The sequence below is a fragment of the Arthrobacter globiformis NBRC 12137 genome (assembly GCF_000238915.1).
Lineage (GTDB): Bacteria > Actinomycetota > Actinomycetes > Actinomycetales > Micrococcaceae > Arthrobacter > Arthrobacter globiformis.
Genome location: NZ_BAEG01000048.1, coordinates 1 through 22,638 on the forward strand (window position 1 = coordinate 1; position 22,638 = coordinate 22,638).

Sequence of the window (22,638 nt, forward strand, 5' to 3'; positions counted from 1 at the left end):
GTGGCTGGACGGCCACGCGCATCCGCCTCACAGGGGAGGGCGCCGCAGGCCGTGAAGGGGGTCCGCCGGGGGACCTCTTCCTGACCGTACGCATCCAGCCGAACGCCAGATACCGGCTCAAGGGCCGGGACATTCACTTCGACCTACCCGTCACCCCGTCGGAAGCCGCTCTGGGGGCCAAGATCAAGGTCAACGCGCCTGCGGGACCGGTCACCATCACCGTTCCCGAGGGGTCTTCCAGCGGGCGCAGACTTCGGCTTCGAGGCCAGGGCATGCCCGACCCGAGGGGCCAGCCGGGGAACCTCTACGCGGAGATCCGCGTCATGGTGCCCCCGCGGCTGAGCAGTAAGGTGCGCAAGCTATACGAGCAGCTTGCCGCCGTATCCGACTTTCACCCGAGGGAGGGCCTTCTATGAGCCGAGAATATCCGCTCGCCTATCCGTGGCGCCTGAATCTCGAGGCGGTGGCACGCAGCAGCGGCGTCCACCCCGACGTCGTTATGCGGTTCGTAGACCTGGATCTGATCCGGCCGCTGGGCGATGCCTCGGGCGGGCCCTGGTTCAGCCCTCGGGCGCCGGAGCTCATAGCTCGTGTCATGAGACTTCATTCAGAGCTGTCGCTGAACTACGCGGCAATCCCGCTGGTACTCGATCTGTTGGTGCGGGTCGACTCGCTTGAACGACGACTGGTTGAAATCACGCAGGTGGAAGGGACAGCTTCACGATGAACATGGAGAGTTTGACGCAAAAGTCGCAGGAGGCCTTGGCGGAGGCTCAACGGATTGCCCAACGAAGCGGGCACACTGAAACCGACGGCGAACACCTGCTGCTGGCCCTGCTGGAGCAGGAAGATGGCCTTGTCCCACGTTTACTGGCGGGAATGCAGGTGGATGTGGATGAGCTGAGGGCTGCTGTGGAAGCAGAGCTGAGACGCAAGCCTAAGGTGACGGGCCCCGGCGCGGCACCGGGCCAGGTGTATGTGAGCCGCAGGCTAGGCGCACTTCTGGACGCCGCCGAACGTGAGGCCAAGCGGCTCAAGGACGAGTATGTCTCAGTGGAGCACCTGCTGGTTGCCTTGGCGGAGGAAGGACGGAGCACTGCAGCCGGAAGGGTGCTGGCTGACCACCGCATCACGCGCGAGGCATTTCTGTCGGTACTGACCCAAGTACGGGGAAACCAGCGCGTCACCTCGGCAACCCCGGAACAGACCTACGAGGCGCTGGAGAAGTACGGCCGCGATCTGGTGGCGGATGCCCGCACCGGAAAGCTGGACCCGGTCATCGGCCGCGACGCGGAAATCCGGCGGGTCGTCCAGATACTTTCGCGCAAGACCAAAAACAATCCGGTGCTGATCGGGGAGCCTGGAGTCGGCAAGACCGCCATTGTGGAGGGACTGGCCCAGCGGATCGTCCGGCAGGATGTGCCGGAAGGGCTGAAGAACAAGACCATCTTCTCGCTCGACTTGAGCGCCCTCGTCGCCGGCGCCAAGTACCGCGGCGAGTTCGAGGAGCGGTTGAAGGCCGTGCTGGCCGAGGTCCTGGCGGCAGAAGGCGGGATCCTGCTCTTCGTGGACGAGCTGCACACCGTCGTCGGGGCGGGCGCGTCCGAGGGGTCGATGGACGCCGGCAACATGCTCAAGCCAATGTTGGCCCGCGGGGAGCTGCACATGATCGGCGCAACCACCCTTGACGAATACCGCAAACACATTGAATCGGATGCGGCTTTGGAACGCCGTTTCCAGCCGGTCACGGTTGAGGAGCCCGACGTAGAGGACGCAATTTCCATTCTTCGCGGGCTGCGGGAGCGGCTTGAGGTCTTCCACGGTGTACGTATCCAGGACAGCGCTCTGGTCGCTGCTGCCACCCTTTCCCACCGGTACATCACTGACCGGTTCCTTCCGGACAAGGCCATTGACCTCGTGGATGAGGCGTGCGCCCGGCTGCGGACGGAAATTGATTCGATGCCGGCGGAACTGGATGAGCTCACCCGGAAGGTCACGCGCCTCGAGATAGAAGAGGCGGCACTCTCCAAGGAGACCGATCCGGCAAGTAAGACCCGACTTGAGGAGTTGAGGCGAGAATTGGCGGACCTGCGCGGTGAGGCCGACGCGAAGAGGGCCCAATGGGAGGCCGAGCGCCAGGCAATCCACAAACTGCAGGAAATTCGCAGCGAATTGGAACGGGCGCGGCAGGAGGCAGAGGAAGCCGAGCGGAATTACGACCTCAACCGGGCAGCAGAGCTACGCTACGGCAGGCTTGCCGACCTCGAACGGCGGCTGGCCGCCGAGGAGGAACGGCTGACCGCGAAACAGGGTGAAAAACGCCTGCTCCGCGAGGTGGTGACGGAGGACGAGATCGCCGACATCGTCGCCGCCTGGACAGGCATACCGGTCGCACGGCTGAAGCAGGGCGAACGTGAAAAAGTCCTGCACCTGGATGAAATCCTGCGCGCCCGCGTCGTGGGGCAGGAAGAAGCGATTAGCGCGGTGTCGGACGCCATCATCCGTGCCCGTTCCGGTATCCGGGATCCCCGCCGGCCCATCGGCTCCTTCATCTTCCTTGGCCCGACCGGCGTCGGGAAGACCGAGCTTGCAAAGGCTCTGGCTGCGGCACTCTTCGACAGCGAGAACGCGATGATCCGGCTGGACATGAGTGAGTACCAGGAGCGCCACACCGTGAGCCGACTGCTGGGGGCGCCTCCCGGCTACATCGGTTACGACGAAGGAGGACAGCTCACCGAAGCGGTACGCCGGAAACCGTACTCGGTGGTCCTGTTCGATGAGGTGGAAAAGGCCCATCCGGACATTTTCAACACCTTGCTGCAGGTGCTCGACGACGGAAGGATTACGGACTCGCAGGGCCGGACCGTGGATTTCCGCAATACCGTCATCATCATGACCTCCAATATCGGCTCCCAGTATCTTCTGGAGGGTTCGGCCGAAGGCGGGGCGATCACCGAGGAGGCGCGCGGCATGGTGATGGGGGAGCTCCGGGCGCATTTCCGCCCCGAGTTCCTCAACCGCGTGGACGATACGGTCCTGTTCGCGCCCCTGGGACTGCCGCAAATCGAACGCATCGTCGATCTGCAGTTCCAGCAGCTGCGGCAGCGGCTGGCCGAGCAGCAAATAGAGCTGCACCTGACCGAGGAGGCGCGCCTTCTGATAGCCGAACGCGGGTTCGATCCGGTGTACGGAGCCCGGCCCCTGCGGCGCTATATTTCCCATGTGGTGGAAACGCAGGTGGGCCGGGCCCTACTGCGTGGCAGCATCGCGGAGGGCGGAGTGGTCACGGTGACCGCATCCGGAGGGGAACTAGTGGTTGACTACAGCACGATGGAAATGGAAGGGGCCGGAACCGCATGAACAAGGCCATCATCAAATGTCCCCATTGCGGCAAATCCAACCGCGTTCCAGCTGTCGCCGACGGCCGGCCACGCTGCGGGAGTTGCCACCGGGAGCTTCCCTGGGTGGTTGAAGCGGGCGACGACGACTTCGGCGAGATCGCCGAAAGGTCCGGCGTTCCGGTACTGGTGGACTTTTGGGCGGTGTGGTGCGGACCCTGCCGGATGGTGAGCCCCGTGCTGGACCAGCTGGCACACGAACGCGCGGGGCAGATCAAACTTGTGAAGGTCGATGTGGACCACTCGCCGCAGCTCTCCGCCAGATTCGCCATTCAGGCAGTGCCAACGTTGATGGTCATCGTCGACGGCAAGATCGTCGCGAGGCAGGCCGGCGCAGCTCCCGCGCCGGTGCTGAGGTCCTGGTTGGAGGGGGCGCTCACGAAGTAGCTCAAGAACAGCGGACGACGCGTCTACGCGCGGGAGTACTCGCAGCTACTTCTAATTCCGTGGGCTCCGATAGTGGAGCTTTCGTCAAGTGTGGCCGTCCGGGAATGGGGGAGCGCCCCCTAGCAGGGGGCAAATCTGGTTCTCCAAGGTGCGGTAGTTCACCCAGTTACTTCTACGACCGGTGGTGGTCCATGAGCAGCTTGGCCATGGTCCTGGCGCGGACTGCCGCGCGGGAGTCGCCCTCGGCCGCGGCGACGATGGCTCCCTTGATCAAGATGTGAATAGACCAGGCGAAATCGTGCGGGTCGTCGAGCCCGGCCGATTCTGCGAGTTCCGCGATCTGTTGCCGCGTCCTGTCCAGGTACTGGATGCTCGCTTTCCCGAGGGGGTGCTCGGAACCCATTTCCATCAACACGTGCAGGAAGGAGCTGACCTGGGCCGCGCCCTCCCGGAACCAGTCGTCGAAGACGTCGAAGATGGTCAGCATGGCTGCCTCGTCACTGGTCCCGCGGCGGGCGATTGCGTTCTCGATCTCGAGGGTGCGTTCCCGGTACCACTGCTCGAGGAAGGCCAGCACGACATCGTCCTTGGAGCGGAAGTGCCTGTAGAAGGTTGCCTTGGCTACGCCTGATGCGCGGATCAGTTCGTCGACTCCGACGTCGCGGATCCCGCGACGGGCGAACAGTTGGTAAGCCGCGGCAACGATCTTCTCCCGAGGACCATCCACTGCAGAGCGCCCTGACTGTTCAGCGGCGCTTTCTGGAGGTTCCACACACGGATAATACACAAATCCTCTGGGGCAGGACAGACCGGTCTTTCTAGTGCTTCGGAGCTGCCCTGCGCACCCGCAGGGGCATCAAGAAGAACAACGGGCTGGGAGTTCACAGGACCTGAGGAGCGTCGGCCGGGCTCGACGCTGAGGACACCACTTCGGGAGAACCCCGTGCTTATCTAGGCGCACTTCGGAACGTCGAAAATAAGGATTTCGTCGTGCTGGATGGCCCTGGCTTGATGGATGTCCTGTGCTCTATGGAGCGAAGTCTTGGTCATGCTCCTTTCTACTGTCTGCGCCATGAGATGGTCGAAGGGAGGTGGCAACGCTATGAGGTTTACTGCATCCGAGTCCTCGGCGTGGTCCGCACATCACTGCTCGGCGCATTTCGTGAGTCGGGTTCTGGCTGAGACCGGGAACGTTCTCTCGTCGCAGTTGGCCTGCGCGGCTGCTGGTGGTGGAGAGGGATTCCCAGTGCCACAAAAGGATCGTCACAATCGTGTGGGTTGGGGCTCAAAGCGCTCACAAAAAGAGGGTGTGCACAATGTGCACACCCTGGGCTTCGGATTCGGTTGTACAGGCGGCCAACTGGGCCGGATTGGGGATGTTTTCGGGGGAGGGGCGGATTTTCAGGTTGAGCGTCTGGTTCGAGTCCCACCTCGGGCACGTGTTTTCCCTGTTCAGGGGCTTTTTTCCCTCTGAGTGTGGACAAATTGTGTTGTGAAGGGGCCCCTTCGGGGGTCTTTTTCATTGGTAGCGGGTGCTGTGGCCGGTTGCCTCCTTGCATTCCTGGATGGACGGGTTGTTGTTCGTTACCAGTTCATGGGCGTTCATGGCTCGGTCAACATGACCTGAGAAAAATTCGACGTGGGTTTGTTGTTGCTTCCTTGGTGTTCACTCGGTTCCTCCTGTTCGGGCTTTTTGGTCGGCTGTTCACTTCTTCATGGTGGGTCTGGGGGAGGGCGGCATGACTTGCGCCCAACCCGTGGGGAATCGGCGTCGCCGGACGACCACAGGCCGTCCGATAGCGCCCTGACGGCAATATTGCCATGCGTTGTAGCCCATAATGCTGACTGTCCTTCTTCCGTGGCTCGAGGGTTTTTCCGTCGATAGCTGTTCATGGTTGCTCTCGGAGTCCACGACATGACTCTGTGGATTTTTACCGCCGTGTCCCGAAGCGAGGTACTGCTGCCTGGCTGGTCTTTCATGTCTGTTCATTACCGGCCTGTTGGATGACTGCATGACGGAATGATGAGACGCCGAGGCACCCTTAGCGGATAAGAGTCCGTGCGTCAGGCTGTGGTGCGGCTTTGTCTTCTGAGGCGACTGGGCCGCAGGCGTCCGAAGGCCCCGCCGGACGGCATGGCCACTCTTGGCCCATCCTGTCTCGACATCTCTGTCGCGACGCACCAGGGGGCACAACCGTTCCCAGCTCGATCCGTGAGGTGCGTTGGCTGGCGGCGGCCACCATCGCGATGGGGGGAGGAGGTTCCGAACTGCAGATGGCGGTGGCACAGCCAGGCACTATCGAATCCAAGCCGCTCGCCAGGTTCGATGATCTGCAAAGTGGATTGGTGACCCTTGGGCGGGATCCTCCGGATCGAGCAGCCAGATAGGGAGGAATCTGAGCTTGCGCAAAGGACGTGTGAAGACGGTCGTGGGCTCTACCCAAGGCGTGGCTCTGGGTGCCGAGGGTTAGGTGGTGATCGGCTGTTGCCTCATGGCATTAGGTTCGGGAAAGGGGTAGATCTCGGCACGCCGCTGGAGTAGGTTGAGCGCAATTATCAGCGTCGCCGGGGAGTCCACCGTGACCAGTAGTAGGCACAATCACAATTGGCTTTTCCCCTCCCGCATCGCGCTCGGCATGGCAACCGCAACTGCGTTGGCGATCTCGGGGTGCACGTCCACGCCAACGCAGGCCCCCGCGTCGTCCATTGCACCGTCATCGGTGGCCTCTTCATCTACCGGCACGACGGCGGGAGGAAAGACAGGATCGGCGACTCTGGGCGGACTGGACAAAGCCAGGGTCCAGGACACTTTCCGGACTCTGGCTAAGGAGCTGCTGGTACCGGGAGCGGCCATGATGCTCCGCACCACGCAGGGCGACGTCAGCCTCACCTACGGCGTGACGAGCGCAGGCGGGTCAACATCTGTCTCACTCGATAACCACATCCGCATCGGCTCTGTCACGAAGACGTGGACTGGGACCGTAATCCTGCAGCTCGTGCAGGAAGGCAAACTCAAGCTTGAGGATCCCGTTTCGAAGTACCGCTCTGACGTACCGAACGGCGACAACATCACCATCGAGCAACTCCTGACCATGCGTAGCGGAATCTACAACTACTCGGAGACTTACGAGCTGAACAAGGCCCTCGACACCACGCCGCAACGGGTCTGGACGCCTGAGCAACTCGTGGCGATCGCCCTGCCGTTGCCCGCATACTTCGGCCCCGGCGAGGGCTTTCACTATTCGAACACCAACACGGTTCTGCTGGGGCTCATAGCCGAGAAACTGGATGGCAAGGGCTTCGGCCAGATCGTGCGTGACCGGATCCTGGAACCGCTCGGCCTGAAACAAACGTCGTTTCCGGCGGCGGAGTCTTCCGGCCTTCCCAAGCCTTTCTCCCGCGGCTACATGTACATGGACAACCTTCTCACCCTGTCCACGACCAGGCTTCCTGCGGACTTGATCGCCAAGGCGCAGGACGGCTCATTGAAACCGAATGATTATACAAACGCCAACCCTTCCTGGACGTGGGCCGCCGGGCAGGGCGTCTCCACGGCTGGGGACCTCATGACCTTGGCCGAGGGCCTCACCGATGGCAAGCTGCTCAAACCGGACCTTCAAAAGAAGCGCATGGACAGCCTTGCGCCGATCGACCCGGACAACCCGGGCGCCGCGCGGTACGGCATGGCACTGGCCCAGTTCGGCCCGCTCTACGGACACACCGGCGAGCTCCCCGGCTACAACACCTTCATGGGCAGAGATCCGCAGAACGATGTGACCTTGGTGGTGTGGACCAACCTTGCTCCGTCACCGGATGGACGGGACCCGGCGTCGACTATCGCCAAGGCCATCATCGGGGACCTCTACGGCACAGCGCCGACAGGCCCAGCCACGCGGTGAACCTCAGACACGGCGCCCGGCGGCCCCGAGGGCTTGGCGCCGGAGGATATCTATCCAGAGGGAAAACCAGGCAAGCCCGGCTCAACCTGGCCCTGCCTCCTCTAACGCACAGATCCCTCAGATCGGGAATCCGGTCAGCCGGAAGCAACAAGATCAGATAAACGCTTCGCGTCGATTACCCGTCATTGTGGGGTCGGCGAAGGCGAACAGTGGAAACTGCAACGAGGCGCCGGGCGACCGTCCGCCCTGTTTCGGTAAAGGTGATGACAAAGTCACCAGTGGCCCCGGTCGCCCTGGTTACTGTGACCGCGATGCGGCCCCCGGGGGCGGGACTGCCGTGCGGCGGGCTGTCAGTGTTGGGTTCCCAGGTGCCAGCTATAGGGGTTGGATTATGTCTGCCGGTCCGGTGCGCGTCATACCCTTGCTGCCAGGCTGTCTCCACCGCGGTCACCAGCTCGGCCAGAAGCCGGTAGTAGGGGTGGTCCGGTCCGATGAAAAGCATTTCTTCGCGCGCCTTTTCAACGGCTGCCTGTACAGTGTTTCCCTCCGCCATGCGGGCATCGTCCCACCCCGGACCACAGCACGCCATAGCCAACCAGACAATCACCATGACCCGGAACAGCGCGTCAGTCAGGGTCAGTTAATGTCAGATTGATCCCTAAGAGCCTCTTGCCCCAGCGTCAGAAAAGGACGAAACGGACCCTGTTCTGACACCCACTGTGCTTGGTCTCTGACGTCAGGTTGGGGTGTATGCCAAGCCGGCAAGAAAGGGCAACGTGTGCCGAGGGGTGGCATCCAACGTAGTGGGGGTTTAGGGCGCGGGCATCGACACGGACTCGGCGGGGCCTTCGTCCGCTAGGCGGCCGCGGACACGGTCTGCTCTGCCGTGTTGAGGTGCTCCTTGAGTTCGGTGATGAAGGCTTTGAGGTTCGCGGACCGGCAGTCCCGCCGCCACATCAGCCACGTTTCCGCTGTGCCGAGGCTGCCTTCTATCTCATGCACCTGAACGCGGCTTGCTCCGGGCAGCGTCTCGAGGAGGGATTTGGGAATCATGCAGATACCGCCGCCGGCCGCGACGCACGCAAGCATGCTGTAGTACGAGGATATTTCGACGATTCGTCCCGGGACCATTCCTTGAGACTCGAGCCAGTCCTCAAAGCGCTGCCGGTAGGAGCAGATTGTGCCAAACATGAATGCGGTTGGGTGGGATGCCTTGAAGTCGTCATTGATCTCTGTGACCGTTTGCGGGGTGAGGATCACGAGATCCTCCGCGAAGGCCCTAATCCCTGTCAGTGAGGGCACGGCTGGCTTTCCGTCAGAGAATGCTGCTGTGAGTTGCCCGTTCAGCAAATGGTCGAACAGCACTCCTGAGGAGCCTGCTTCGAGTTCGACGTCGACCGCGGGGTAGCGGAGATGGAAGCTGGCCAGGATCGGTGGTATTCGGACGGCCGCCGTGCTTTCGAGGGCGCCGAGACGGAACTTGCCTCGGGGTTCGCCCTTGGCCGTGAAGGCTTTGGCATCGTTGCACATGTCGATGATCTTTTGGGCATGCTCGCGAAAGATCTCTCCATCGGCTGAGAGGGAGCTTTGCCGCTTGTCCCGGACCAGTAGCTTGACCCCAAGTTCGCGCTCCAGCTGCTGGATCCGCGTCGAGACGTTCGACGGAGCGCGAAGAAGCTTATTGGCGGCTTTGGTGATGCTACCCGTCTCCGCCACGGCAAGAAAGATTTCCAGTTGCGAGATCTCCATTGTCTTCGTTCTCTCTGACTGAAGTGATGCGCGTTGACGCATCATGTTTAGAGAATGATGACAGCCTCAGCGCAGCAATTCAACCGTCTGTACACGAGGTCCCGCTTCACCGCACCCGAAAGAGCTGTATGGGGCAAGGGGGGAAGCGGTCGAGCCAATCCCTCCTCCCATCGTTCTGTCTTGGAGAAGTGATACTTCGGAAACTTCTTATTTATCAAAGTGTCGAAGACTTCTAGAGTCGTTGTTAGCCCCATCACACGATCTTGAAGGAACACCATTATGGGCACCATCGAAGTTGCCGTCGCGAAGTCGACGAACCCGGCCACCGGCGAAGACGTTGCGACCTACCCCTACTTGGACGAGCAGGCCGTTGCGGACGTTGTCCGGTCAGCCGCCGAGGGATTCGCTAACTGGCGCGACACGACTCCTGCAGCGCGGGCCGAGGTTTTCCGCCGTCTTGCGGAACTGCTGCGCCGGGACACGGCCAAGCTCGCCAGCGTGATCACCGCCGAAATGGGCAAGCCCGTTACGCAGGCCCAGGCAGAGGTCACCAAGTGCGCGAACATGCTGGATTGGTACGCCGAGAACGGGCCGGCCATGCTGGAAGACACGGCGACGACCATCGGCCCTGAAGCCTACGTCTCCTACCTGCCCACCGGCACGGTGTTGGCGATCATGCCGTGGAACTTCCCGGTCTGGCAGATCTTCCGTGGTGCCGCTCCGATTATTCTGGGCGGCAACGGCTACCTCCTGAAGCCTGCTTCGAACGTGGTCGGCTGTGCCCTGGCGCTGGAGTCGCTGTGGGAGGAGGCAGGGCTTCCGAAAGGCACCTTCGCGGTAGTGAACTGCGACCGCCACCAGGTGCCCGCTATCATTCACGATCCTGTCATCACAGGCGTCGCCGTGACCGGGGGTACTGTCGCCGGGCAAAGCGTGGCCGCGGAGGCCGGCCGTGCGCTGAAGAAGGTCATCCTGGAACTCGGCGGCTCGGACCCGTTCATCGTCCTGGCCGACGCCGACCTGGACAAAGCCGTTGACGCCGCGGCCACCGGGCGCATGGTGAACGCGGGCCAGGTGTGCATCTCCGCCAAGCGGATCATTGTCGAACGCCCCGTCTATGCCGAATTCACCGCCAAACTGGCTCGGCGGGTCGAAAGCTTCAAAGTCGGGGACCCCACCGATCCGGAAACCTTCGTCGGCCCGATGGCCAAAGAAGAAGGCCTGCTCGACGTTGATGACCAGGTCAAGCGTTCGGTTGACGAAGGAGCGGAGCTTCTGACCGGTGGTCACCGCATCCCAGGGCCCGGCTCCTTTTACGCCCCGACGGTCCTGGCTGGCGTCACCGAAGCCATGACGGCTTTCAAGGAGGAGATCTTCGGACCTGTCGCGACCGTCATCGCTGCAGAGGACGCAGAGGAAGCCTTGGCCAAGGCCAACAATTCCGAGTTCGGGCTCAGTGCCGCTATCTGGACTGCCGACAGTGCGAAGGCCCGCGCCATGGCCCGGAAGATCGACGCCGGTGGGGTATTCATCAACGGCCTGTCCGTCTCGGACCCCCGGATTCCGATCGGTGGGGTGAAGAAGAGCGGTTTCGGCCGGGAGCTGTCCTACCTGGGCGTCCACGAATTCACCAACATCCAGGCGGTGTGGGATCAGACCCCGCTCAACGCAGCCGAGGAAGCAGCGCAAGGAGTAGCACAATGAGCACCACGACCATCAACCAGGAACTCTTTGACAAGGGCCTTGCCACCCGGCGTGAAGTCCTCGGCGAAGAGTACGTTCAGCGCAGCCTGGACAGCGCGGACGAGTTCTCCATGCCGATGCAGGAACTTGTCACCCAATACTGCTGGGGGGATGTGTGGAACCGCCCGGGCCTGGAACGTGCCCAGCGCAGCCTGATAAACCTGGCCATGATCAGCGCCCTGAATCGGCCGCACGAGCTGAAGGTCCACGTCCGCGGAGCGGTCCGCAACGGGGTAACGAAGGAGCAGATCAAGGAAGTCTTCCTTCAGGTGGCCATCTATTGCGGCGTCCCCGCCGCCTTGGAGAGCTTCCGCCTCGCCCGTGAAGTCTTCGAAGAGATGGAGGCCGAAGCATGAGCACCATTGGCTTCGTCGGTCTGGGCAACATGGGCTTCCCCATGGCCTCACGCCTCGCGGAGGCGGGCCATAGGCTGATCGTGGAAGACCGTGATCAGGGCGCTGTCCAGCGTTTCCAGGACCAACACCCCGGTTCCCGCACTGCTATCGACGTCAAGGCATGGCAGGACGCGGACATCATCATCACGATGCTGCCCAGCTCCGATATCGTCGAAGCCGTCCTGAGCGGCGGAGTCGCCGCCGCCGCTTCGCTGAACACCCTGTTCATCGACATGTCATCCTCCGAACCCATCCGCTCCCGGAACCTGGGCCAGCGGCTGGAGCAACAGGGCATGCGGTATCTGGATGCGCCGGTCTCCGGCGGCGTCCGCGGTGCCCAGAACGGCCAGCTTGCCATCATGGTCGGCGGCAACTGGCAGGACCTGGACCAGGCAAAGGACATCTTCGACGTCCTGGGCAAGTCCGTCATCCACGTCGGCAAGGCCGGTTCCGGGCATGCGGCCAAGGCGTTGAACAACCTCGTCTCGGCTGCATCGGTCGCCGCCACCGTCGAGGCACTGCGCGTGGGTGAACGCTTCGGCATCGACCCGGCGACGATGACCGAAGTCCTTAACGCCTCCTCCGGACGGAGCAACACCTCCGAAAACAAGGTCGCCCAGTTCATGCTCAGCGGCACCTTCGGATCCGGCTTCCCCATCGGCCTGATGACTAAAGACATCAAGATCGCCACCGCCTTGGCAGATTCCTTGGGCGTCGAGGCACCGTTCAGTCACGACTGCGAGACCATCTGGCAGTCCGTCCTCGACGCCGGCCACGGCGCCGACGACCACACGAGAATGTATGAACACCTCGCCACCCCCACCCCCGCTTTCAACGATGAAAGGCAAATCCATGCGTGACTTCGCACAGGTGCTGCAGACCGCAACCGAGGACTTCGAGTTCAACCGCGAAATGCGCTACTACACCGGCAAACTCCACGTCTCCATCGGCAACAAGGCCTGGCTCGCTAATTACGACGACGGCAAGCTCCTTTCCGTCGAACCCTCAGGCACCGACCCTGAAGGCGCCGCGATTTGGATCAAGGGCACCGACGAACAGTGGAACGACATGACCGCAGAGTACCCCCGGCCGTTCTTCCAGTCCCTGCAGAGCTCCTCAGCCAAGCACGGCGTCCTGCTCAGCAACACCCACCAGCTCTACGCCTACTTGCCGGCCCTAAACAGGCTCATGCAAATCTTCCGCCAGCTCAACGTCAAAGGAGCGTAAGTCATGGCAAAGTTCGAACCCATCAAGGGCGGCTACGTCTATCTCACCGTTGAAGACGTCGAATACCGGGTCTACTACGAAGAGGCCGGCCAGGGTATCCCGCTCATCGTCGGACACACCGCCGGCTCCGACGGTCGCCAGTACCGCCACCTGCTCAACGACCCCGAGGTCACCAGCAGGTACCGGGTCGTCGCCTTCGACCTGCCCTTCCACGGCAAGTCCCTGCCCCCGCACGGGGAGAAGTGGTGGACGAAGGAATACAACATGACCAAGTCCCGGATGATGGCTTTCCCCAACGCCCTCTCTGAAGCCCTTGAACTGGACCGGCCCGTCTACATGGGCAGCTCCATGGGCGGGCACCTGGCCATCGACCTGGCCTCCAACTTCAACGACCGCTACCGCGCCACTATCTCCGTCGAAGGTGCCCTGCGCTCCGCGGCCGAGTACGTGGACGTAGGCATGGACGGCATCCGCCGCGAATTCGACAACCCCAACGTCTCACGCAACTCCATCGGCGCGGCCATGCTCCTGAACATCTCCCCGTACTCCCCGGAGGAAAACGTCCGCGAGATCCAGTGGGAATACCAGTCAGGCGGGCCCGGTGTCTTCGCCGGCGACCTCTATTACTACTACTACGACCACAACGTCAGCCCTGAAGAAGCAGCCGCGATCGACACAAACAAGTGCATGCTGTACTTCCTGACCGGCGAATACGACCCCAACACCTCCCCGGCCGACACCAAGGAAGCCGCGAACCTGGTCAAGGGCTCGAAATTCTGGGAGATGCCCAAGCTCGGTCACTTCCCGGTGACCGAGAACTACACCGAGTTCCGCAAGTTCCTCCTGCCGATCCTCGAAGAAATCGAAGGTAAGTCCGCCTAGGACCAACTTCCACGGCGGGCCGGCACTGACCGGCCCGCCGGACACGGCGCCACTTGCCCGGCGGCCCACCGCATTCCAGGGCCCTGCTGCCGCCACGTCCTTAGGCAGGCACGCCCAAAATCGGGTGCAATCCCCGTCACATTCATCTGTACCCATCAATGGAGCTGGATCATGTCCTCAACAAATGCCACGGCTTGGCGGCCTGCACACGTCACCAACCGGCAGATCAAATTCGCGACCATCCTGGCCTTCCTGGCCTGGGCGTTCGCCGTCTATGACTTCATCCTCTTCGGCACACTGCTGCCCGAACTCGGCAAAGACCTCGGCCTGAACGAAGCCGAACAGGCCACCATGGTCACCTGGATGTCCGTCGGGGCCGTCGGAATGGGCCTCATCGCAGGACCAGTCGTCGACAAGTTCGGCCGTAAAGCCGGGCTCGCTTTCACCACCGCCGGAGCAGGCATCGCCTCTGCACTGACCGCCCTGGGCGGCATCGTCCCGGTCGCCGCCCTGGTCGCCATCCGCTCCCTCAGCGGCTTGGGCCTGTCCGAACAGGGCGTCAACGGCGCCTACCTCAGCGAGCTCTACGGCGCCTCCGATGACCCCCGGATCAAGAAGCGCCAAGGATTCATCTACTCCCTGGTTCAGGGTGGCTGGCCGATCGGTGCCATTCTCGCTGCGGCGCTGACCGCCGTCCTGCTGCCGACCATCGGCTGGGCAGGCTGCTTCGTCTTCGCCGCCGTCCCGTCCCTGATCGTCGCGGCCCTGGCCCGCAAACTGCGTGAATCACCGCAGTTCGAATCCATTCAAAAAATCCGCCGCCTCCAAAAGGCCGGCCATCACGCCGACGCGGAAAACCTCTCCGCCGCACTCGGCATCGAAGAGCACGAAACCCGCAGCACCCTCGCTGACGTCTTCCGCGGCCGGAGCCTGCGCACCACCCTGGCCCTTGGACTGGGCCACATCCTGAACTACTTCCCCGTCCAGGTCTTCAGCGTGCTCGGCACCACCGTCCTGGTCAGCGTCCACAACGTCTCCTTCACCAACTCGCTGGCCATCCTCCTGATGTCCAACCTGATCGCCTACCTCGGCTACCTCACCCACGGCTTCCTCGGCGACAAGTTCGGACGGCGCAACGTCATCGCCTTCGGCTGGATCACCGGCGGCATCGTCTTCACCGCCATGATCTTCGGCCCCAGCGACTTCTGGACCGTCGTCGCGCTCTACAGCCTCGGAACGTTCTTCCTCATCGGACCCTACTCCTGCGTCCTGTTCTTCGTCGGCGAAAGCTACGACACCCGCATCCGCGGCCGCGGAGCAACCTTCGTCGCCGCCGTTGGCCCCATCGGCGCCATCCTCTCCAGTGCCCTGGCCGCCACCCTGCTCTCGGGCGGGGGCAACTGGGCCACCGCCGCGTTCCTCTTCGGAGCCATCCCGTGCGTCCTGTCCGGTGTCGCAGTCCTCTTCTCCCGCAAGCACCAGCACGTCGCCGACCCCGTGCACACCCCATCCGCTGGCGGAGCCCCCGCGGATGAGACAGCTCACTGATATAGCCCCAATAGCCAGCATTGCCGTTGCCGGGTGCCTTGCAGCACCCGGCAACAGCCATTCAAAAACGTCCGTCCCATCTAGACCAGACGAGGCATGGCAGAACCCACTTGGGGACTGGAAGGACAGCCATAGACAATCGTCTCTATCGGGAGTGTTCGTAGGGGCCGGGAGCCCGCCGGGACCTTAAAAATACTCCCACGTCGAGAGTTTTGAGGGCATGTCTCCGCGCTCCCCGCTTAGCGGATGCAACGGCCCGGAAGGACCCCGCAGTGATTCGTACTGCGGGGTCCTTTGCCGTCCGGCGTTGGTTCGGACCCGTTAATTTCGACCCGAAGAAATGGTGCTTAAAACATAGGCATCGCCGCCGTGAGAGGGCTGGCGCTTCAACCAACAGGCCCAACAAGATGCGACCGAAAACTCTGGATGTTTGCAGATCTTGGCGAACGCAAACTCATTGACAACGAAGTGCGCATCATCTCAAAACCGCCGGATCGCCGTTTGCCGTCCCCGGTAAGAGCGGGTAGCCAGAGTCGCTGCCATGAAGCCGCACCGACTTTGCAATTGCCAACTTTAATCTTGACAAAGCCCTTGGCATGACGACAGAATATTGGCATACGCAAAGTGATGTGGCCCACTGCCGGAAGGAATCATGAAACTCGAGGAACGCCAGGATCGTATCGTCGCGCTGCTGAAGTCTCAGGCGACGGTGGAGATTTCCGAGCTGTCCCGGGCTCTGGATGTCAGCCGGGAGACGGTACGCAAGGATCTTTACGATCTCGAGCGCGCCGGGGTTCTCACGAAGGTGCGCGGGGGCGCAGTTCTTGCCTCCGGACGGCATGAATCCGCCTATGACGTCAGGCGGGGTCGGGAGAGCGATGCGAAGCTGGCTATCGCTCGTGAGGCGGCGGAACTTGTTCAGCCCGGGGACACGGTCTACCTCGACTACGGCACATCCACCTACGCTCTCGCGCAGGAGCTGAAGGCCATGGACGGAATTACCGTGGTGACCAATGCTCTTCCGATCGTTAACTTGCTGGTCGCGAGCCCGGGCATCACCCTGATGATCCCCGGCGGCATCGTCCGGACCAATGAGAACTCGCTCTACGGACCCCTTGCCGAACGCAATCTCAAGGCGCTGTTCATGAACATCGGTTTTTTTGGCTGCGGGGGAGTCCACCCGGATTCAGGGGTGACGAACCACAACATGTTCGAAACCGCTGCCTCACGAACCGCTATAGAGCACTCACAGAACGTCGTCATACTCGCTGACCACAGCAAGTTCGGCGTCATCGCCGAAAACCTCACTGCAGACTTCGACGAGATTGACCAGCTCATCACCGACTCCAGCGCCAGCGCCGAGGCAATCGCACAGTTGCGTGCCTCCGGCGTCGCCGTCACCACAGCCATGAAAGGAAACACCCCGGAATGATCACCCTTGTACCCGACCTTATTTACCGTAGGGCACGGTTCGCCGACAGGAACGAGCTCTTCCACCGCGTAGCCGAAGACCTCCTGGCGGGCGGCTATGTCAAGGAAAGCTGGGCTGATGCTCTTTCCGCCCGCGAAGCCGCGTACCCGACGGGGCTCCCGGTACCCGGCGGCGTCGCGATCCCCCATACTGACGCCAGCCATGTCCTGAAGGACGCCTTGGTCGTCGTGACCCTGGACAAGCCCATTGAGTTCGGGGAAATGGGCGCGGCCGCCGGCTCGACTCTCAGCGTCGAGACAGTCTTCGTCCTGGTCGTCGCGGACCCGTCCGGGCACGTGAAGTTCCTCTCGAAGACCATCAGGGCCATCCAGGACCGCGCCTTTATCGAAAACCTGGCCTCGGCTGAAACGGCCGAGGACATCCAGGCAGCAGTCACCGCCAAGCTCGCGGCATAACCGCGAAGCCATCCATAAAACCTTTTCAAAGGAGAAAACCATGAAGAAGATTATTGTCGCCTGCGGCGGCGCCGTAGCCACTTCCACCCTTGCGGCCGAGAAGATCCGTGAACTGTGCCAGCGCGAAGGGATCGCCGCTGACGTGCAGCAATGCCGCATCCCCGAGATCCCCAGCCGCGCCTCCGAAGTGGACCTTATCGTCACCACCGCCCGGGTCGACGCCGACTACGGAAAGCCCACCCTGCATGGCATCGCCTTCGTCTCCGGCATCGGCGAAGAAGCTCTCGAAGAAAAGATCCTCGCCGTCCTCCGCTAGCGCCTCCCGCGAGCCCCCGCGTGCATCGACGCGCGCGAAAGACCAGCGCATGAAGAAGGCCGCGGCGAGTACCAGTCGCCGCGGCCCGAGTGCGCACCCAGCCATAACTACCAGGACACACTATGGACATTCTGCAATACATTGTGAACCTCGGCCCATCCGTGATGCTGCCGCTGGTCATATTCATCATCGGACTTCTGCTGCGCCAGGGCTTCGGAAAGTCCCTCACCTCAGGACTCACCATCGGTGTCGGCTTCATCGGCATCGGTCTGGTGATCGGCCTCCTTACCGACAACCTGGGCCCGGCGGCCAAGGACATGGCAGAGCGATTCGGTATCGGCCTGTCCGTCGTCGACGTCGGCTGGCCCGGGACAGCACCCATGGCCTGGGCGTCCTCTATGGGCCTGATCGCCATCCCGATCGCGATCGGCGTCAACCTCCTGATGCTGCTGACGAAAATGACGAAGGTCGTCAACGTCGACATCTGGAACATCTGGCACATGGCCTTCACTGGCATCATTGTCCAGCTGGCCACCGACAGCTTCATCTGGGGCATCGTTGGCGTGGCCGTCCACGCCGCCATCGCCTACAAGCTCGGCGACATGTTCCGCCCGGTGACCGAGAACTACTTCCAGCTCGAGGGCGTCGCCATCCCTCACGGCACCTCCGCCTACATGGGTGTCTTCGCCGCACCGATCGATGACCTGATCGAAAAGATCCCCGGCGTTCGCCGCCTGAACCTCACCACGAAAACCCTTCAGGACCGCGCCGGTGTGCTCGGCCAGCCCGTCGTCGTCGGCACGATCCTTGGCTTTGCCATCGGCCTGCTCGCCGGTTACCCCTTTGACGAAAGTATCCAGCTCGCGATCAAGATGGGCGCCGTTATCCTGCTCATGCCGATGGTCGTCAAGCTCATCATGCAGGGCCTTATGCCGATCGCCAACGCCGCCCGTACCACGCTTCAGAGGCGCTTCAAGAACTCCAACTACAGCATCGGCCTGGACCCGGCCCTCGTGCTGGGCGACCCGCAGGTGGTCGCAGCCGCGCTGCTCTTCATCCCCTTCACCCTGCTCATCGCCCTTATCGTGCCCGGCAACGTCGTGCTGCCCTTCGGTGACCTCGCCACCATCGGCTTCTTCGTCGCAATGGCCGTCGGCGTCCACCGCGGCAGCCTCGTCCGCACGCTGATTTCGGGCTTCGTCATCATGTTCATCACCATCTGGGTCTCAAGCCAGATGGTAGGCCTGCAGACCGAACTGGCACAGCAGACCAATCTGCTCAACAACGCCCACCAGGTCGGCTCCCTCGATCAGGGCGGCAGCCCGATCACGTATCTGCTCGCCAACGGTGCCTCCGGCCAGGTCAGCCTGGGCTTCGTCGCCATTGCCGTGCTTTACATTGCTGCCTTCGTGTACACGTACGTCAAATACCGTCGCGGCACCCTGTACCGTGTCCCTGCTCCCGCCCCGGCAGAGGTGAAAGCGTGACGGCCACAATGAAAGCCCTCGCCGTCACCGACACCCGCACGATGGACCTCGTTCCGCTCGATCGCCCCGAACCCGGCCCGGGGGAGGCGCTGGTGCGGGTCGCGTACTGCGGGATCTGCGGGTCGGACTTCCCCCGCTACTTCGACGGCGCGGTGCACAGCTTCCCGCAGACACTCGGTCATGAGTTTTCCGGAACCGTGGAAACGGTTGGGGCCGGTGTCGAGACTGCTTCCCCGGGTGACAGGGTTGCCGTTGCCCCGCTCGTTCCGTGCGGGCAGTGCCCATCCTGCCAGGCCGGCGCCCCTGCCCTGTGTAACCAGTACAGCTTCGTCGGCTCCCGTCAGCAGGGCGGCCTCGCCGAGTACGTCGTCGTCCCCGCCCGGAACCTCGTACAGCTCCCGGACGGAGTCTCGCTGCGCGACGCCGCCCTCGTCGAGCCGCTCACGATTGCGCTGCACGGCATCAGCCGTGTCAACCTGCAACCCGGCGCCCGGGTAGCGGTCTTCGGGGCAGGGGTCATCGGACTGCTGACGGTGATGGCGCTCAAAGCCCTCGGTGCTGGCCACGTCACGGCAATAGACATCCAGGAAGACAAGCTCGTCCTCGCCCGGGAACTTGGCGCGGACGCAACAGTCCTAGCTCTCGGCACCGGCATCGAGGACCACTTCGCCACCGAGGCAGCACCCGAGGTGTGCCTCGAGACCGCAGGACATCCCAGCACCCAGACCGCAGCAGTCCAGCATTGCGCAAAGGGCGGCTCGGTCGTCTTCATCGGAACGTCGACCCGTACGGTGTCCTTCGAGCCCGAGGTGTTTGAGCGGATTCTGCGCGGCGAGCTCACCATCACCGGTTCCTGGATGTCCTACTCGGCACCGTTCCCGGGCGCCGAATGGACCACAGCTGTCCGGCTCCTGGCTGAAGGCTCCGTTTCCGTGGAGCCGCTCGTCAGCCGCGTCTACAGCTTAGAGGACGGCGCCCAAGCGTTCGAAGACATTCGCGACGCTAGGGGGCAGCTGCTCAAGGTCCTCTACGCCCCCGGCGGTGCCAGGTGACGGGCGCATGCCCGATCCTTGTCGTGACCCCGAATCCCGCCGTTGACGTGACCTACCACGTAGCCGAGGAAGTTGCCTGGGACGGCGTGAACCGGGTCCAGTCCGTGACCAGGCGGGCCGGCGGCAAGGGATTGAACGTAGCCAGCGTGCTGCTCCAGCTCGGGGCCGCTGCCGAGCTGGCCGGTTTCCTCGGCGGCCCGCAGGGCGAGGCCCTGCGCCGGCTCGTCGACATCAGGCTCGACGGGGATTGGGTGGACATCGAGGGTGAGACGCGCTGCACCACCGCGGTCGTCGACACCCGATCGACGACGCTCTTCAACGAGCCAGGCCCGGCAGTAGGTGACGCTGACTGGGAATGCCTCACCCGTGACGTCGCCGCCCGAGCCACACAGGGCGGGGTCGTTGTCCTCTCCGGATCATGCCCGCCAGGTACCAAACCAGAGCACGTCAAAGCCCTGATCGACGCCGCACACGCCGCTGGGGCCTCCGTCCTGGCCGACACCTCCGGGCCGCTCCTGCTCGAGGCCGCCGCCGCCGGCGCCGACCTGCTCAAACCAAACCGTGAGGAACTGCTCGAGGCCACCGGCGCCGACACCGTCACCGCCGGGGCTACAGCACTCCTCGAACGCGGCGCATCCGCCATCGCCGTTTCCTCCGGCGAAAAGGGGCTGTTCCTCTTCATCCGCACCGATGACGGCATCAGCTCCTGGTCTGCCGCTCCCGCTGAAGTAGTCCACGGCAACCCCACGGGCGCCGGGGACGCAGCAGTCGCGGCCCTGGCCCTCGGGCTCAACCGCATCGCCGCAGGCGCCGACCCCTCCGTGGCTTGGCCGCGCACCCTCGCGGAGGCCGTTGCAGCCTCCGCGGCCGCCGTCCTGATCCCCGTCGCCGGCTCCATCGACACCGTAGCCCGCGAACGCTTTCTGCCGAACATTCATGTGAAGGAATTCCATGTCGCTCACTGACCTCAAGTCCATCGCCGCCGACTGCGCACGCACGTCCACCGGACTCGGCGCTTTCAACGTAGTCCACCTCGAAACCGCCCGCATCCTCGTCGAGGCAGCCGAGCACGCCCGACGCCCCATCGTGCTGCAGATCAGCGAGAACGCTGTCAAATACCACGGAGCTCTCGAGCCCATCGGCCTGGCCACCCTCGCCGTCGCCCGGAAAGCCTCGGTGCCTGTCGCGGTCCACCTCGACCACGCCGAGTCCGTCGAACTCATCCACGAGGCCGTCGACCTCGGCTTCAGCTCCGTCATGTACGACGGGTCCAAACTGCCCTACGAGGCCAACCGCGAGGCGACCGCCGACGTCGTGAGACACTGCCGCGCCCAAGGCGTCTCGGTCGAGGCCGAGCTCGGCGAGGTCGGTGGCAAGAACGGTGTCCACGATCCCTCGGCCCGCACAGACCCGGACGAGGCGGCGCTCTTCGTCGCGCAAACCGGCGTGGACCTCCTGGCCGTCGCGGTCGGCTCCTCCCATGCGATGGTTTCCCGCGACGCCGCCATCGACACCGCCCTCGTTCAAAGGATCCACGCCGCGGTTCCCGTGCCCCTCGTGCTGCACGGCTCCTCGGGCGTGAGCGACGAGGGCATGCGGGCCGCAATAGCCTCCGGCATCACGAAGGTCAACGTCTCAACCCACCTCACCGGGATCTTCACGGGGGCGGTCCGCGACTTCCTCGAAGGGCACCCCGCCGCCGTGGACAGCCGGAAATACTTCCAGGAAGGCAACCGCCGGGTCGAGGGGGAAGTCGAGCGGCTCCTCTCGCTGTACGCCCACGCAGCCTGAGGCCTCGAAAAAAGACTTCCCTTGTCACACCGCAATTCACACACCGCTTAGGAGATCACCATGACACAACGTACCGCTGTCATCGGCAGCCGCTCAGGCCTGCACGCACGCCCCGCATCGGCTGTTGCAGCTCTTGCCGCCAATCACCCCTTCGACATCGCCATCTCACTGGAGGGCACTGACGAGAACGACGGGGCCGACGCTACCAGCGTCCTGCACCTCATGAGCCTTGGGGCTCAGCACGGAGACAGGGTTGTCCTGCATGCCGAGCACGTTGGCGCCGAGGAAGCACTGGATGCCCTCGTGCGTGAGCTGGAGAAGGATCACGACGCCGCCCAAAACTGAAGTCCGTGCCAGCCCCGGGACTGAGATATTCCCGGGGCTGGCGCACGCCTGGCTACGCCAGCCCCCAGCCCTCGCTCTAAATATCCGCTACCAGACGCGGCATGTTCAGCCGCCCCTTGAGGAGTATCTATGCCCGTTGCAACCCCAGAGATCTATGCCGAGATGATCGACCGTGCCAAGGCGGGCGGCTTCGCGTTCCCGGCCGTGAACGTGACCTCTTCGCAGACGCTGAATGCGGCGTTGCGTGGTTTCGCGGAGGCGGAGTCTGATGGCATTGTGCAGGTTTCCACCGGTGGTGCGGCGTACTGGTCCGGTGCTTCGACGAAGGACATGGTTGCCGGGTCGCTGGGCTTCGCGGCGTTTGCCCGTGAGGTGGCCAAGAACTACAACGTGAACATCGCGTTGCACACGGACCACTGCCCCAAGGACAAGCTGGATGGTTTCGTGCTGCCGTTGCTGGCCGCGTCCGAGGCCGAGGTGAAGGCCGGCCGGAATCCGATCTTCAACTCGCACATGTGGGACGGTTCGGCGG

General features: G+C 63.2%; 22 protein-coding genes and 1 pseudogene. 20 read left to right on the forward strand and 3 right to left on the reverse strand.

Going from position 1 to position 22,638, the window contains the following annotated elements; genetic code table 11:
• The 4 genes from ARGLB_RS09060 to trxA all read left to right on the forward strand — a co-directional run.
• On the forward strand, positions 1-416 hold a 416-nt coding region (locus ARGLB_RS09060), incomplete at its 5' end, for a DnaJ C-terminal domain-containing protein (protein WP_003801390.1).
• Positions 413-727 carry a chaperone modulator CbpM gene (locus ARGLB_RS09065; RefSeq protein ID WP_003801393.1) on the forward strand — a complete coding sequence of 105 codons (315 nt, stop codon included), beginning with the start codon at positions 413-415 and terminating at the stop codon, positions 725-727. The genes ARGLB_RS09060 and ARGLB_RS09065, both read left to right, overlap by 4 nt.
• On the forward strand, positions 724-3,360 hold the full coding sequence (gene clpB, locus ARGLB_RS09070) for an ATP-dependent chaperone ClpB (RefSeq protein ID WP_043418577.1): 2,637 nt from the start codon (positions 724-726) through the stop codon (positions 3,358-3,360). Before ARGLB_RS09065 ends, clpB begins: the two co-directional genes overlap by 4 nt.
• Positions 3,357-3,785, forward strand: a complete 429-nt coding sequence (gene trxA, locus ARGLB_RS09075; protein ID WP_003801398.1) for a thioredoxin — start codon at positions 3,357-3,359, stop codon at positions 3,783-3,785. The genes clpB and trxA overlap by 4 nt, the downstream gene beginning before the upstream one ends.
• Before the next feature lie 172 nt (positions 3,786-3,957).
• Here trxA and ARGLB_RS09080 read toward each other — a convergent pair whose 3' ends face one another.
• Entirely contained in the window at positions 3,958-4,557 is a 600-nt protein-coding gene (locus ARGLB_RS09080) for a TetR/AcrR family transcriptional regulator (RefSeq protein ID WP_175304980.1), read from the reverse strand.
• A gap of 1,411 nt (positions 4,558-5,968) precedes the next feature.
• A pseudogene (locus ARGLB_RS24050) lies at positions 5,969-6,195 on the reverse strand (LLM class flavin-dependent oxidoreductase); the annotation flags it as partial.
• 226 nt (positions 6,196-6,421) lie between these two features.
• On the opposite strand from ARGLB_RS24050, the gene ARGLB_RS09085 reads away from it, so the two are divergent.
• Positions 6,422-7,684 (forward strand): serine hydrolase domain-containing protein, encoded by a 1,263-nt coding sequence (locus tag ARGLB_RS09085; RefSeq protein WP_245531505.1) that lies wholly within the window; start codon positions 6,422-6,424, stop codon positions 7,682-7,684.
• Positions 7,685-8,539: 855 nt separating this feature from the next.
• On the opposite strand, the gene ARGLB_RS09090 is transcribed toward ARGLB_RS09085, so the two are convergent.
• Entirely contained in the window at positions 8,540-9,433 is an 894-nt protein-coding gene (locus ARGLB_RS09090) for a LysR family transcriptional regulator (protein WP_003801408.1), read from the reverse strand.
• A 279-nt stretch (positions 9,434-9,712) separates the two neighbouring features.
• Here ARGLB_RS09090 and ARGLB_RS09095 point away from each other — a divergent pair, with 279 nt between their 5' ends.
• From ARGLB_RS09095 to ARGLB_RS09165, 15 genes are all read left to right on the forward strand, one after another.
• Positions 9,713-11,137 carry an NAD-dependent succinate-semialdehyde dehydrogenase gene (locus ARGLB_RS09095; RefSeq protein ID WP_003801410.1) on the forward strand — a complete coding sequence of 475 codons (1,425 nt, stop codon included), beginning with the start codon at positions 9,713-9,715 and terminating at the stop codon, positions 11,135-11,137.
• Positions 11,134-11,532 (forward strand): 4-carboxymuconolactone decarboxylase, encoded by a 399-nt coding sequence (gene pcaC, locus ARGLB_RS09100; protein ID WP_003801412.1) that lies wholly within the window; start codon positions 11,134-11,136, stop codon positions 11,530-11,532. Before ARGLB_RS09095 ends, pcaC begins: the two co-directional genes overlap by 4 nt.
• Positions 11,529-12,431, forward strand: coding sequence for an NAD(P)-dependent oxidoreductase (locus ARGLB_RS09105; RefSeq protein ID WP_003801414.1), 903 nt, complete (start codon positions 11,529-11,531; stop codon positions 12,429-12,431). Before pcaC ends, ARGLB_RS09105 begins: the two co-directional genes overlap by 4 nt.
• Complete coding sequence (locus tag ARGLB_RS09110) at positions 12,424-12,798, forward strand: hypothetical protein (RefSeq protein WP_003801416.1); 375 nt, start codon at positions 12,424-12,426, stop codon at positions 12,796-12,798. Before ARGLB_RS09105 ends, ARGLB_RS09110 begins: the two co-directional genes overlap by 8 nt.
• A 3-nt stretch (positions 12,799-12,801) precedes the next feature.
• Complete coding sequence (locus tag ARGLB_RS09115) at positions 12,802-13,680, forward strand: alpha/beta fold hydrolase (protein ID WP_003801419.1); 879 nt, start codon at positions 12,802-12,804, stop codon at positions 13,678-13,680.
• 171 nt (positions 13,681-13,851) lie between these two features.
• Positions 13,852-15,228 (forward strand): MFS transporter, encoded by a 1,377-nt coding sequence (locus ARGLB_RS09120; protein WP_003801421.1) that lies wholly within the window; start codon positions 13,852-13,854, stop codon positions 15,226-15,228.
• Positions 15,229-15,880: 652 nt separating this feature from the next.
• Positions 15,881-16,660 carry a DeoR/GlpR family DNA-binding transcription regulator gene (locus tag ARGLB_RS09125; protein ID WP_003801423.1) on the forward strand — a complete coding sequence of 260 codons (780 nt, stop codon included), beginning with the start codon at positions 15,881-15,883 and terminating at the stop codon, positions 16,658-16,660.
• On the forward strand, positions 16,657-17,115 hold the full coding sequence (locus ARGLB_RS09130; protein WP_003801425.1) for a PTS sugar transporter subunit IIA: 459 nt from the start codon (positions 16,657-16,659) through the stop codon (positions 17,113-17,115). The genes ARGLB_RS09125 and ARGLB_RS09130 overlap by 4 nt, the downstream gene beginning before the upstream one ends.
• A 40-nt stretch (positions 17,116-17,155) precedes the next feature.
• Positions 17,156-17,431, forward strand: a complete 276-nt coding sequence (gatB, locus tag ARGLB_RS09135; protein WP_003801427.1) for a PTS galactitol transporter subunit IIB — start codon at positions 17,156-17,158, stop codon at positions 17,429-17,431.
• Positions 17,432-17,553: 122 nt separating this feature from the next.
• Positions 17,554-18,918, forward strand: coding sequence for a PTS galactitol transporter subunit IIC (locus tag ARGLB_RS09140; RefSeq protein WP_003801429.1), 1,365 nt, complete (start codon positions 17,554-17,556; stop codon positions 18,916-18,918).
• Positions 18,915-19,970 (forward strand): galactitol-1-phosphate 5-dehydrogenase, encoded by a 1,056-nt coding sequence (locus ARGLB_RS09145; RefSeq protein ID WP_003801432.1) that lies wholly within the window; start codon positions 18,915-18,917, stop codon positions 19,968-19,970. The genes ARGLB_RS09140 and ARGLB_RS09145 overlap by 4 nt, the downstream gene beginning before the upstream one ends.
• Positions 19,971-19,993: 23 nt before the next feature.
• Entirely contained in the window at positions 19,994-20,935 is a 942-nt protein-coding gene (locus ARGLB_RS09150; protein ID WP_217491541.1) for a 1-phosphofructokinase family hexose kinase, read from the forward strand.
• Entirely contained in the window at positions 20,922-21,761 is an 840-nt protein-coding gene (locus ARGLB_RS09155; protein WP_003801436.1) for a class II fructose-bisphosphate aldolase, read from the forward strand. Before ARGLB_RS09150 ends, ARGLB_RS09155 begins: the two co-directional genes overlap by 14 nt.
• Positions 21,762-21,821: 60 nt before the next feature.
• Positions 21,822-22,106, forward strand: a complete 285-nt coding sequence (locus ARGLB_RS09160) for an HPr family phosphocarrier protein (protein WP_003801438.1) — start codon at positions 21,822-21,824, stop codon at positions 22,104-22,106.
• A 129-nt stretch (positions 22,107-22,235) separates the two neighbouring features.
• Positions 22,236-22,638: class II fructose-bisphosphate aldolase (locus ARGLB_RS09165; RefSeq protein ID WP_003801440.1), on the forward strand; the 403-nt coding region annotated here is incomplete at its 3' end.